The following is a 12,652-nucleotide window of genomic DNA, read 5'->3' as shown; positions in this document are numbered from 1 at the left end:
ATTTTACTTTTAAGCTGTGAGCAATTATTGCTACGACTCTAAGCGATTAAGCACTTTCTGATGGCACTTAGGACACTTATAAGAGTGTCGATGGATTTTACTGCCACACTCGGGGCATGGCAGCATTTTTCTATCCTTGCTAAACAGTAAAATTAACACGCCAATGGGCCCTAATACATAACCCAACAATGCTCCTGCAACGATGTTGCCTTTACGATAACCAATGAGGGTAGAGGCCAATAACATCAGCAGATAAAAGCCAAGCCAAAATACAATATTATCCATAATCAAAAGACAAAGTTTAAAGTAAGGCTGAGTATGTCGACATCATCTTTCTCGCCGTATAAGAGTGGCGAGGTGACAAACTGAGCACGATTACCCTTTTCCTGTGAGAATATAGATTGGAACTCAGCATTAAGCGATATTGTCGACGTCACATCATAGCGAACCCCCACAGTAACGCCTTTGGTCTTCCTTAACTCATGGCTCTCAGCATAGACAAGGTAAGGTGTGAAGTCATCAAGCGCATAGGCAGCACTGGCGTACCAGTTGGTTTGAAACTTATCGTACTCGACTTCAGCCATCCACTGCCAAGCATCCAAACTGTACTCAGCCCCCAAAGTATAAATATCCAGTTTTTGTGTCGCAGGGAATGGACGCTGACTATATTTAGCCTGCATAAAACCGCTATGGATCCGATAATTAAAGCCGACTACATCAACGTATATTCCTGCCATATACTCGGTGTCAAATTTAAGTAAATTGGCTCCAAACTGCACCTCATTAAGTCGGTCAAACCCGTAATATGGTGAGATAGTTAGCGATATTTCGTCAGAAATATCATAATCCCAAGCCAGAGAAATACCGTCGTAGGAGGTAAAACCTAAAATGGCATCGTAAACCTCTTCAGGTGGCCTTGCCCATGTATAGGCTTGGCCAACATAGTAAAATTCAGACACTAGAAATAGCGGCAAGCGCAATCGCCCCGCCCGCACTTCGAAATCAGCAAACTCGTAGCCCAAATAGGCCCACTCCAGTTCGGGATCGCTCCAATCATCCTGGGTACGTTTAACAACCTGCGCAGAGGCATTGAACCCTTCAAAAACATCGATATCAAGCTGCAATCCAAATAAGGTATCGCAGTCATAACAGGTTTCATCAAAAATCTCTCGGTTAACAAATAGCGGTGTTTTATTGTCAGTTTTACTAATAGATGTTGTACCGAAACCACTCAGCATAATGTTATCTGTGAGTTCGACTCCAGCTTCAACGTTTGCAGTGATACCTAAGCTTAATATCAAAATTGTATATTGACGACTTAATAACATGGCTACTCTCCTTGTGGCACTGTAATTAAGATATTTACTTCTTCAGGCACCGACTCGATCGGAGCATATGCAATACCATTTGGGTTGTCATTTAGCCACTTTAGGATCTGTTTTATATCATCACCATCGAGCTCTTCTGGTGGAGAGCCTTTGCCAGAGAAAGCTAACCCCGCCCAATAACCATTCATCTGTGACACCGATTTTCCCAGCAGCATGCTGTAAAATTCTTCGCGATGCATGGACGTTTCAGGTAGATCGACCAAAACGATTTTAAGGCTACCATTGATTTTTTTAGACTTGCCGCGATATAGCATTCTCGCCTTACTCTTACTTAAGGGAGGTAAGTCGTCATTAAGACTAAAAATCGCAAATTCGATGTCGGTGCCTTCATCTGTGTCAGATTCTAATGCCCAGAGTGGACATGATAGGGAGAGAGCCGCCGTTAAAACGACTAACCTTGTATTTAAAAAAAATGCGCTGAGGTTTAATCCATTAAACATATAAAAACCTTCAATCCTAGATAGTTTTTTGTACTAAGCTGAATATAGTCAAGAGTCGGGAAATTCACAACTTTATGATTGAACCGTTCAATTCAAGGAGCAGAAATGAACTTATTGAATCGTATTTCAATAAAAACAAGGATGTTAGCATTAGTGTTACTCCCGTTATTGTTCACTGCATTTTTATCCGCACTGGAGATAAAAAAGCAAGCCAATAATGTGCAAGCACTCAATACTCTCAACCACCAAATTATCTTTTTAGAATCTTTTTCTGCACTGAATATAAAAATAAATCAAGCTAGAGAACAACTCTACGCGCAAGGTAACCCTTTCTTATTAGCAGACTTCACCCCTATGGTCGCTGAATTTCCACCGCTACTTTCCAAAGCGTTCACGGTCAAAAACAGCGATGATATCCAAGCATGGTTTGATAGCACTAAAGATGCTTTAACCGAATCGCCTGAGCTAACAAAAGAGAGTGTTGCTGATTGGTCAACTTGGATGAGTGAACTGCAAGCGCAAGCGCTAATTGTTTTAGAAAAAGATAAGCTAGATGTGCCAGCACAGATTAACCAAAATCTCACCATACTATTTCAGTTGCAATGGTTGTCACTTTGGTCAGCAGAAGAGAAGTGGCTTATTAATCAGTTGCTCACAAATAGGAGTGACGCTGAGCTACTCACTCAATTAAACATGAGCGCTGAAAGACAGCAGCTTTACGTTGAACGCTTTATCAATATTAATGCCAAACCAGAGCAAGTCGATCTACTGTTGGCGACATTTTCAGACAAAGCATTTGAGCATAGTTATCAATTGCGCAGCGATATTTTACGGGGCAATATGTTAGTCGATAGTCCCGAATCCAATTTGGAGGCTTTTAGTCAACGCCTAAGTCTAATTCAGTTTGTTGTAACCACATTTTCAGAACAGTTGACCCGTAAAATTCACAGTGAAATAGCACAATCAAAAAATCTGATCATCATTTTCTGTAGCGCCTTATTTGCATCACTACTCATCATAGGAACAATAGGTGCCAACCTTTACCGCCGAATTCTCAATTATCTAAACCACGTGATTAAAACCATGTCAAAAATTGAGGAAACACATGACTACTCGAATAAAATAAATGAAAGTGGCAACGACGAATTTAGCTTGTTTTCTAAAAAGCTCAACAACCTGATCCATGAGCGCTACTTAAATGATGAGAAAATTTTGCGCGCTAAATCTGATGCAGAAAATGCCAATAAAGCCAAAAGCTCATTTCTTGCTAATATGTCTCATGAAATCAGAACGCCATTGAATGGCATTATTGGTATGTCTGAAATTCTTGCAGGCACCAAACTGACGCCAGTACAAAATGAGTATTTGGAAACCATAGAAACATCGTCGCACACCTTACTATTACTGATTAACGATATATTGGATCTGTCGAAAATTGAGTCTGGTAACCTTACCATTGCCAACACCGACACTAATATTACTGAAGTCGTCTACGACACGTTAACAATGGTGCTCGCTAAGGTGGTTGAGAAAAATCTCGATCTGCAAATTGATATCCCGACAAATACGCCTTACCTCGTTTCACTTGACGAACATCGCATGCGTCAAGTACTAATGAACTTACTGTCAAATGCGGTCAAATTTACCCCTGAAGGTTTTATCAAGGTTACTGTTAGCTGTCAGTTTGATGAAAAGCCCTACGCCAATATGCAGATCAAAATTTATGATAGCGGCATTGGTATCGATAAAGACAAGCAACAACAGATCTTCTCTCCGTTTATTCAAGAAGATGGCTCTATTACCCGTGAATTTGGCGGCACAGGCTTAGGTCTTGCTATATGTAAACAACTAGTCGAATTAATGGGTGGTGACATCAAGATCAGTTCAGAAAAAGGTAAAGGCAGTTGTTTTTCTGTTGAATTTAAAGCGCGTATTATTGCGCAAGAAGCGCCTATACAGGATGAGTTTAAACACCTTACCTCAGCGCTTATTTCCAGCAATGATGACACTATAGAAACCCTTGATGACGCCTGCATCAGACAGGGGTTCAAGCTCAATTATCGTTATCCATCCTGCTTTGATCTTCTACAAGATAAACAATCATTCGATGTGCTTTTTGTTGATAACTCCTCTATCACTAGAGAGGCTTTAGCGACTTTACCTGAGTTATTGTCTCAACAAGATATCTTTACCATTGCCATCAACACGCCCTCAGAGCAACGTGTCCTTGAGAATATAGACGCCACTATTACCCTGCCATTACTGGGTAGACGCTTTAACAACGCCATTCGCCACGGTTTAGAAAATAGAGAACTACGCACAAAAGTAGTATCTGAAACGGATCTGGTAGCGGACAGCAACATCGCTGAAGAAAAAGTAAAAGTCGTTATTCTGATTGTCGAAGACAATCTGGTAAACCAGAAGGTGGCATCTTTACTGGTGAAACAAGCTGGGTTTGACTTTATTATTGCCAATAATGGACTCGAAGCATTCGAGTTCATTACCAAAGGTGAAGTCATTAACGCTATTTTAATGGATTGCATGATGCCCATTATGGATGGCTTCACCGCAACAGAAAAAATCAGAGAATGGGAAAAGCTAAACTCTCAACAGCGCTTACCTATCATTGCACTCACCGCCAGTGTCTTAGATCAAGATATCGAAAAATGCTTTGAGTCAGGTATGGATGACTACTTGGCGAAACCCTTTAAAAAAGAGGTGTTACTCGACAAACTAAAGTTAGTCTCTAAACTTGCCAGCTAAAACTTCCACATATACAAGTCGCCCGCTTCGGTGATCGCCACGATCACCGCCAGCGACTGCTCAGTTCAGAAGAGCTTGCTTACCTGCAAAAGTTAATGCTAGACGAAAAGAAATAACCTTAATAGCTGACATATTTCATGGCTTTTATAACACCACTTGCGCTAGTGTATTAGCGCTTATCTCATTATAAAAATTACAGAAATATTTGAAGGGTAGGAACAACAACATGAAAAACTTCAACAAGCTAACCCTGCTTGCTACTGCAATGGCAACATTGCTCGGTACCAGTATGGTCACCTCAGCAGCAGAAAGAACTCACGACATTATTATCGATGATTTCTTTGATATTGGCGGCATGAGCTCAGTGACATTAAGCCCCAATGGTAAGAAGGCACTTTGGCTAGAAGCCCGCTGGGACAAAGAACTGGATAAAAGCCAACGAGATCTGTGGCTGCTCGACACCAAAAGTGGTGACAGTAAACGCCTTACATTCACTAATGAAAGTGAATCCAGCCCACAATGGAGTCCTGACGGGCAACATATCTACTTTCTGGGTAAGGTAAAACAAGAATCAGCCAAGGCACCATACAACGGTAAGACACAGGTTTTCCGCATTGCAGTCGCAGGCGGTGACATGCAACCGATGACTAAAGAGGTTGAAGGTGTTAACGGGTTTCAGCTCAGCAATGACGGCAACAGCGTTTATTTCTTAGCCACTAAAACAGTAAAAGACAAAGATGATTGGGCCTCGATGCGAGCCGGTCACTCAGCGCCTAAATATGGCCATGGCGAACGTAAAACAAACCCGTTATACCAGCTCAATCTTCAACACTTTAAGCAACAGCTATTACTCGATGACGATAAAGTAGTTTGGGAGTTCAAGGTCAATGACGATGGCAGCAAAATAGCGCGGATCACGACTGACGATAACGAGCTGGTTAGACTGGAAGGTTGGTCTGACGTTGAAGTCTTCGATACTAAAACAAAAACCAATAGCATCCTCGCAGATAAGCAATGGCGCGACCAAGCTCCTTCGCCATATGGTTGGTTATTAGGGCTAAGTTGGCAGGAAAATAACAACCAACTCGCCTTTAGAATCGATTTTGACGGTCACCCAGGTAAGCTCTTCATCGCCAATGCACAAGCAACTGATGCACCATCGCTTGAAGTGACGCGCAGCGGAGATGTCACCTTAAACTCCGGCGACATAAAGTGGCGACCAGATAGCGACGAGATCTGCTATCGCGGCGCTGATCATGCTCGAGTAAAGCTATTTTGTACCGAAATTGATGATGGCGAACAGGGAGATACTCGTACTGTAATTAATGGCGATATGGTCATTGGTAGCTACAGCTTTAGCCAAAATGGTAAACGCGTCGCCTTTAGCCACAACGGTTTAGATCACTTTTCAGATATGTTTATTGCCGATGCTAATAGCAGCCGCGCTAAAGCGAAACGCCTGAGCAACATCAATCCACAAGTCGATAGCTGGAAACTCCCTCAAGTGTCTATCGTTAGCTGGAAGGCGCCTGACGGTAGTGTTGTTGAAGGTATATTGGATCTACCCGCAGACTATAAAAAGTCTGATGGTCCGTTACCATTAGTGGTGCAAATTCACGGCGGACCGACATCAGCAACGCCTTACGCTTTACAGCATCGCTCTTATGGACGCTCAACATTTACTGCCAAAGGCTGGGCATTGCTGTCGCCTAACTATCGTGGTTCTACCGGTTATGGTGATAAGTTCTTAACTGATTTAGTTGGTAAAGAGCACGACATCGAAGTTAAAGACATTATCGCTGGTGTCGATCAACTTATTAGCGACGGTATTGTTGATGGTGACAAAATGGCAGTGATGGGCTGGAGTAACGGTGGTTACCTGACTAATGCTTTGATCAGCACCACTGAACGCTTTAAAGCGGCAAGCTCTGGCGCGGGTGTATTTGATCAACGTCTGCAGTGGATGCTCGAAGACACACCGGGTCACGTGGTTAACTTTATGGAAGGCCTACCTTGGGAAAAGCCAGAGGCCTACACCCATGGCTCATCACTTAGTTATGCAGACAAAATCAAAACACCTACGCTTATCCATATCGGCGAAAACGATCAACGAGTGCCCGCAGGGCATGCACAAGGTCTGTATCGCGCCCTAAAGCACTACCTAAACGTGCCTGTTGAGCTCATTGTTTATCCTGGCGAAGGCCATGGATTAAGTAAATATCAACATCGAAAAGCCAAGATGGAGTGGGATCAGCAATGGTTCGAGCACTATGTTTTAGGCAAGCCAGTCGAATAAGTTAACCAGTAGCCATTAATAGAAGCGCCTCATTAGGCGCTTTTTTAATGAGATACAAACATCAGTATAAAAGGCATTCACTTTCCGTTCAGGATGGCTATGCTAAGGTTGATACCAATCAGTATAAGTCCAGTTTGCTCGATAAGGATAACTCAATGACAAGCTTCATCAAACGGATCACCGCCAGTTTATGTTTACTCGCCAGCATGATGATCATGCCACAAGCTTTAGCTGAAGACGGCTATAGCCAAGCCAAAAGTACTTTCCAGCAAGCGAACCAAACCCAAAAGTTCTTCGATACCGCATACGGTTACGCACTATTTCCGACCATAGGTAAAGGCGGAATTGGTATCGGTGCAGCTTATGGCAAGGGGCGCGTCTATCAAGGTGGCAATTACCAAGGTGACACCAGCCTGACTCAAGTCTCTTTTGGTTTTCAGTTCGGCGGCCAAGCCTATAGTGAAGTCATCTTCTTTAAAGATAAAGCCGCTTATAAAGATTTCACCAGCGGCAGCTTTGAGTTCGGTGCACAGGCTTCTGCAGTGGCGATTACCATCGGCGCCAACGCACAAGCTGGTACTACAGGTAATTCAGCTGGAGCTGGTAAGAAAGCCGCTACAGCGTCTTATATTAACGGCATGGCCGTGTTTACCGTGGCCAAGGGTGGCTTAATGTTTGAAGCCGCATTGGCAGGCCAATCCTTCACCTTTGAAGAGAAATAGGCTGGTTGTGGCTTAAGGAAATGCAGCGACGAGGGCGTGCGAGATAAGCTAAGACGGCAAAATTCGGACAATCGTTCTAGGCTCGAGTATTAGAGGTTCTAGGTTCTAGGTTCTAGGTTCTAGGTTCTAGGTTCTAGGTTCTAGGTTCTAGGTTCTAGGTTCTAGGTTCTAGGTTCTAGGTTCTAGGTTCTAGGTTCTAGCAATGATATTGAAAGCTAAAACCTAGACGCATCACACCCCTTCACTTAAACAGGATGCCTTACTTATGCCCCCAAGGTGCAGGCGGCAGTGCAACCGGTTTAGTCAGATCAAAATCGACTCTGAAATCACGATTTTCACGAGTTAAGCGATAAGTAAACTCTCCAGGGTGACTGTACATATGCCACACGTTAGTAATCGAAACATCTAAACCGTTGTCTCTAAAATTGTTAATTGAATAGGCATCAACTGGAAAGGATTGCTCGGTAGTGCTGCCCATACTCGCCGTCATGCCGCCGTACATGGTGACCTTATCTTCACTGCCATCTTGATGGCGATGGTCGTGCGCTAGATGCAAACCGTATTGCGTTTTAGTGATCACCCAGGTGCGAGAGTGATCGTCACCGACGTGAAATGGCACCTTAAGCACGGTGTCACTGCATTCGCGTACATGCATAATCAGTTTCTTACCGCTAAACGCCGAATCAGCGCTATTACCCGCCGTCACTGTACCTTCAAATGCTTTGCCACAATGGGCTGCAATACTATCAAAAAAGGTTGTTTGTTCGGTGGTTACAGCCGTAGCAGGCAAGGCAAAAGTCGCAGCCGTTAACAGGCCAATCTGTGAGTATTTTGTTATTTTCATTATTATCTCCAATGATTTGTGACTAACTCTATCATAAAGAGATAAATTTTAACTTAAGCAGAGTAAAGACATAATCCACGCCAATAAGCAGGGGAAACGTCTAGTTAAAATGAACTAGTCACCAGCATACTTTCGACTGATATGAAGACAATATACAAAATCCACATTGCTATCGATTATCTCAACTGTTAGCTTCCATAATTAGTGAAATTCAACGTTCGATAATATTTAATATTATAAAACCTATCGAGACAGTAGAGTGAAATCAAAAATACTAAATAAGACAAGAAACATTATTGGTTATATCTTTATTATTACTGCTGGATTTAGCATTGGCATTGGGACTAAGTATGGTTTTGACCTATACAATCAGCAACCAAATCTAATTGCAACAAACACTAGTCATCATTATCAAGGCATTGATAGTAAGGTGATTATCTACACCACCCAGTGGTGCCCTTTCTGTAAAAAAGCTAAGCAGTACTTAACAGAGCATAACATTGATTATATTGAAAGAGATATTGAATCAGGCAATAGAGAAACCATAGAACTATATGAGTCTATGGGCTACCCAGGAGTTCCAAAGATAGTCATCGGCAGCATAATAATAAATGGGTTTAATGAATCATTATTATCAAAAGAACTCAAGTCGCAAAATTTACTTTAGAAAAAATCTTTATCCTCACTATAAACAAACTAATAATCGGCTCTGTTTAGTAAAAAGCATCCATTTATGTTTAATAAAACTAAACAATGGCTTATTTAAAGCAAACCATAACAATTCATCATTTAATTAAAGGGAAGTATCATGATTAATAAAAAACTAGCAGTATTAGCGGCAAGCATAGGCCTAGGCTTAAGCTCATTCTATGCTATCTCGGCACCAACATGTGATATGGCCGCAAGATGTTACTATCAAAACGATCGTGATGTTAGTAATTGCACGCGAGCCACAAATCCAGTAGTGATCGATGGGGTGCGTTACGATAGATATAACACTCGCGCCGAATGTGAAGCGGCGTACGCCGGTGATTTACAACAATGTCTAGCCGGTGATTGGGATGGTCCAGGAAAGCCATTTGGGTGCTAATTAGATAAAGAGTCGATGGGTGTAACTCAAATGACTTACACCCATCATCATTTTATTCTCAACAAACTCAAACAATCATCTCATCTGTGAATAATTATCTTTGATGTTTCGGTGTAGTGCCCCAGGCATTTTTCTTTACAGGACGCTGGCCACCAGATTTCGATTGAGCACCTTTTGACTGGGCTGGTTTAGCTTGCCCTGACTTATTTGCACCACCGGCTTTCTTAGCTGTACCGCCCTTGTTGCCATCTGCTTGCTTACGGTCATCAAACTGATCGGCTGAGAAACGGGTGAAAGCCTTCTTACCTTTACCATCATCTTTAGTGACTAGCTTCTTTTTACTGCGCAATGCTTCTCGCTCTTGACGCGATTCAGCGGGCACTAGGCATGAAGGGCTGTTTCCAATCAGTTTCTCTTTACCCATCTCAATTAGCGCTTCACGGATCATTGGCCAGCCAGCTTCATCGTGATATCGCAGCAGAGCTTTATGCAGTTTTCGCTGTCGTCCCTTCTTGGGAACAGAGATATGCTCACTAGTGTGTTTCACATTTTTCAGCGAGTTAAGTTCTGTATGGTAGACCGTGGTCGCATTGGCCATCGGTGATGGATAGAAGTTCTGCACCTGATCGAGTTTAAACTTTTCCGCCTTTAACCATAGCGCGAGGTTAACCATATCTTCATTGGTTGTTCCTGGATGCGCCGAGATAAAATAGGGGATCAGATACTGCTTCTTACCCGCTTGCTGCGAATATTTGTCGAATAACTCTTTGAATTTGTCATAGCTGCCCATACCGGGCTTCATCATCATATCGAGAGGACCTTTCTCGGTATGTTCTGGTGCAATCTTCAGGTAGCCACCCACATGATGGGTCGCTAATTCTTTGACATAGCGAGGATCTTCGATCGCTAAATCATAACGAACCCCTGACGCAATCAAGATCTTTTTAATACCTGGAATTTCTCTTGCGGCGCGATATAGATCTATCGTTGGCTGATGATCAGTATCCATATGGCCACAAATATCGGGGAAGATACAGGAGAGTCGACGGCAGGTTTGCTCCGCCTTTTCACTCTTACAGCCTAAGTGATACATGTTGGCCGTGGGGCCACCAAGATCTGAAATCACCCCAGTAAAACCAGGGACCTTCCCTTGAATATCTTTAATCTCTTTCACAATAGAGTCTTGTGAACGGCTTTGAATAATGCGGCCTTCATGTTCGGTGATCGAACAAAATGAGCAACCACCGAAACAACCACGCATGATATTGATCGAGGTCTTGATCATGTCATAGGCCGGGATCTTCTCGCTACCATACGAAGGGTGAGCGACACGCTGATAAGCCAGATCAAACACACCATCCATCTCATCGGTATTAAGTGGCAAAGCGGGAGGATTGACCCAGATAGCGCGCTCTGCATGAACTTGAAATAGTGCTCTAGCACAACCCGGGTTTTGCTCCTGATGCAAAATACGCGAAGCATGGGCATAGAGATACTTATCGCTTGCGACCTTTTCATAGCTAGGCAGCTGAATATAACTCTTCTCCCAAGGCTTAGGCTTGGGCGGTTGAACAGTGATAACCTTAGGGGCGTCGTTATCGAATATTTTCTCATCGGTTGGGCCGGAAAGATTTTTACAGCCGACATCATCGGCGCCATAAGGGTTGGGAATAGCATCAATCTTATGTTGCTGATCGATTTTACGTGAATCGATTCCGCTCCACTCCGGTAGCGGCTCCTTACGGATCACCGTGGTACCACGGATATCATGCATATCTGCCATCAACTCACCGGCGCCCAGCCGATGGGAGATCTCAACCAGGGGTCGTTCAGCGTTACCGTAGACTAAAATATCGGCCTTAGCATCTAAAATGACTGAACGGCGAACCTTATCTGACCAATAATCATAATGTGCCGTACGGCGCAGACTGGCCTCAATACCACCAATCACCACCGGCACTTGTTTGAAGGCCTCTTTACAGCGCTGAGTATAAACGGTCACCGCGCGATCGGGGCGCTTGCCACCAATATTGCCCGGCGTATAGGCATCATCATGGCGCATTCGTCGCTCTGCGGTATAACGGTTGATCATCGAATCCATATTGCCAGCAGTAACCCCAAAGTAGAGGTTTGGCTTGCCTAGCTTCATAAAGTCATCTTTATTAGACCAGTCAGGCTGTGAGATGATCCCCACTCTAAAGCCCTGAGCTTCGAGCATGCGGCCAATGATGGCCATGCCAAAACTTGGATGATCCACATAAGCATCACCTGTGACTATGATGATGTCACAACTATCCCAACCTAGCTTATTCATCTCTTTACGAGACATAGGTAAAAACGGCGCTGGACGAGTAAGCTCAGAGCGATACTTGGAATGAGTAAATAATGTGGATTCTACTTGCATTGATTAGACAGCCTAACTTAGAAACAAAAAATACGGGTTACACGCCCCAGTGCCAGCTCACATCGGGGACGCGGAGTATAACAGGCTCCGCTCCGCAGGTGTGACTAAAAAAGCATCGAATTGATGCTTTTTTTAGTATAGCTGCTAAGCCCTTTAATTGGCTGTGGGTATTGCTAGGCGGGACTTGTTAGCTTTTAGCACGCTAATATCTAAAACAGGATGATGTCTATTGCTGTGATTACAGGCTACTCGCAAATGCAGCAAGATTAACCACCACTAAACCCACAATAACCGCCCATGTCATCAATACCCCCCAGAAACGGCCAAAATGATAACCGCCTTTGCCTTGGGTTAAACCTATGGCATGCATCAAGCGTGATACCAGCCAAAGCGTACCAAAGCTATGCAGTACCGCAGCGCTGGTACCGTTGCTCTCTGCAACCACAAATAACAACATCGCCATCGCTGCGTTCTCGAGTAAATTTTCATGTACTCGACGCGCTAAGCTTAATGTTTCGTTGCCAGCAGAACCAATGCCAATTTTATGCACTCTTCTGAGTTTTATCACTCTATAAGCTAACGTAATAATAAGCAGTGCAGTTAGGCTAATATACAGACCTGATATCGCGAGTGGCATGGAACATCCTATTTGTGATTGCTATATAAGTGCACAGCATTACAATTTACGAACATGAAGTAAATAAA

The 12,652-nt window shown here is 43.4% G+C and carries 11 protein-coding genes; 5 read left to right on the top strand and 6 right to left on the bottom strand.

Annotated elements, in window-relative coordinates:
• Window positions 1–30: 30 nt before the first annotated feature.
• From L2755_RS06560 to L2755_RS06550, 3 genes are read right to left on the bottom strand one after another with little or no spacing between them, the layout of a single operon-like run.
• On the bottom strand, window positions 31–285 hold the full coding sequence (locus L2755_RS06560) for a hypothetical protein (protein WP_248979939.1): 255 nt from the start codon (window positions 283–285) through the stop codon (window positions 31–33).
• A gap of 2 nt (window positions 286–287) precedes the next feature.
• Window positions 288–1,328, bottom strand: a complete 1,041-nt coding sequence (locus L2755_RS06555; protein ID WP_248979938.1) for a hypothetical protein — start codon at window positions 1,326–1,328, stop codon at window positions 288–290.
• Window positions 1,329–1,330: 2 nt separating this feature from the next.
• Complete coding sequence (locus L2755_RS06550) at window positions 1,331–1,828, bottom strand: hypothetical protein (RefSeq protein ID WP_248979937.1); 498 nt, start codon at window positions 1,826–1,828, stop codon at window positions 1,331–1,333.
• Window positions 1,829–1,933: 105 nt separating this feature from the next.
• Between L2755_RS06550 and L2755_RS06545 the strand changes: the two genes are divergently transcribed.
• From L2755_RS06545 to L2755_RS06535, 3 genes are all read left to right on the top strand, one after another.
• Window positions 1,934–4,591, top strand: a complete 2,658-nt coding sequence (locus L2755_RS06545) for an ATP-binding protein (protein WP_248979936.1) — start codon at window positions 1,934–1,936, stop codon at window positions 4,589–4,591.
• A gap of 226 nt (window positions 4,592–4,817) precedes the next feature.
• Complete coding sequence (locus L2755_RS06540; RefSeq protein ID WP_248979935.1) at window positions 4,818–6,887, top strand: S9 family peptidase; 2,070 nt, start codon at window positions 4,818–4,820, stop codon at window positions 6,885–6,887.
• A 155-nt stretch (window positions 6,888–7,042) separates the two neighbouring features.
• The gene (locus L2755_RS06535; protein ID WP_248979934.1) at window positions 7,043–7,609 is read left to right on the top strand and encodes a lipid-binding SYLF domain-containing protein; all 567 of its coding nucleotides are present in this window, start codon (window positions 7,043–7,045) and stop codon (window positions 7,607–7,609) included.
• Window positions 7,610–7,868: 259 nt separating this feature from the next.
• Here L2755_RS06535 and L2755_RS06530 read toward each other — a convergent pair whose 3' ends face one another.
• Window positions 7,869–8,453, bottom strand: a complete 585-nt coding sequence (locus L2755_RS06530) for a hypothetical protein (protein ID WP_248979933.1) — start codon at window positions 8,451–8,453, stop codon at window positions 7,869–7,871.
• Between the two features lie 259 nt (window positions 8,454–8,712).
• Here L2755_RS06530 and L2755_RS22270 point away from each other — a divergent pair, with 259 nt between their 5' ends.
• Both L2755_RS22270 and L2755_RS06520 read left to right on the top strand, forming a co-directional pair.
• A complete protein-coding gene (locus L2755_RS22270; RefSeq protein ID WP_248979932.1) occupies window positions 8,713–9,120 on the top strand; it encodes a glutaredoxin family protein in 408 nt (135 codons plus the stop codon).
• A gap of 141 nt (window positions 9,121–9,261) precedes the next feature.
• Window positions 9,262–9,543, top strand: coding sequence for a hypothetical protein (locus L2755_RS06520; protein WP_248979931.1), 282 nt, complete (start codon window positions 9,262–9,264; stop codon window positions 9,541–9,543).
• A gap of 94 nt (window positions 9,544–9,637) precedes the next feature.
• On the opposite strand, the gene L2755_RS06515 is transcribed toward L2755_RS06520, so the two are convergent.
• Together L2755_RS06515 and L2755_RS06510 are read right to left on the bottom strand one after the other, a co-directional pair.
• On the bottom strand, window positions 9,638–11,947 hold the full coding sequence (locus L2755_RS06515) for a YgiQ family radical SAM protein (protein WP_248979930.1): 2,310 nt from the start codon (window positions 11,945–11,947) through the stop codon (window positions 9,638–9,640).
• Between the two features lie 238 nt (window positions 11,948–12,185).
• Entirely contained in the window at window positions 12,186–12,584 is a 399-nt protein-coding gene (locus L2755_RS06510; RefSeq protein WP_248979929.1) for an MAPEG family protein, read from the bottom strand.
• Window positions 12,585–12,652 lie beyond the last annotated feature (68 nt).

The sequence above is a fragment of the Shewanella abyssi genome (assembly GCF_023284025.1).
In the GTDB taxonomy this organism is placed as follows: Bacteria; Pseudomonadota; Gammaproteobacteria; order Enterobacterales; family Shewanellaceae; genus Shewanella; species Shewanella abyssi.
The sequence above is the reverse complement of the archived record's forward strand: the minus strand, read 5'-3'. Positions and strand labels throughout refer to the sequence as shown.

Bases quoted from the DNA above. Each gene is read 5' to 3' on its own strand.
- L2755_RS06560 (WP_248979939.1), bottom strand. From the start codon at position 285: ATGGATAATATTGTATTTTGGCTTGGCTTTTATCTGCTGATGTTATTG.
- L2755_RS06555 (WP_248979938.1), bottom strand. From the start codon at position 1,328: ATGTTATTAAGTCGTCAATATACAATTTTGATATTAAGCTTAGGTATC.
- L2755_RS06550 (WP_248979937.1), bottom strand. From the start codon at position 1,828: ATGTTTAATGGATTAAACCTCAGCGCATTTTTTTTAAATACAAGGTTA.
- L2755_RS06545 (WP_248979936.1), top strand. From the start codon at position 1,934: ATGAACTTATTGAATCGTATTTCAATAAAAACAAGGATGTTAGCATTA.
- L2755_RS06540 (WP_248979935.1), top strand. From the start codon at position 4,818: ATGAAAAACTTCAACAAGCTAACCCTGCTTGCTACTGCAATGGCAACA.
- L2755_RS06535 (WP_248979934.1), top strand. From the start codon at position 7,043: ATGACAAGCTTCATCAAACGGATCACCGCCAGTTTATGTTTACTCGCC.
- L2755_RS06530 (WP_248979933.1), bottom strand. From the start codon at position 8,453: ATGAAAATAACAAAATACTCACAGATTGGCCTGTTAACGGCTGCGACT.
- L2755_RS06520 (WP_248979931.1), top strand. From the start codon at position 9,262: ATGATTAATAAAAAACTAGCAGTATTAGCGGCAAGCATAGGCCTAGGC.
- L2755_RS06515 (WP_248979930.1), bottom strand. From the start codon at position 11,947: ATGCAAGTAGAATCCACATTATTTACTCATTCCAAGTATCGCTCTGAG.
- L2755_RS06510 (WP_248979929.1), bottom strand. From the start codon at position 12,584: ATGCCACTCGCGATATCAGGTCTGTATATTAGCCTAACTGCACTGCTT.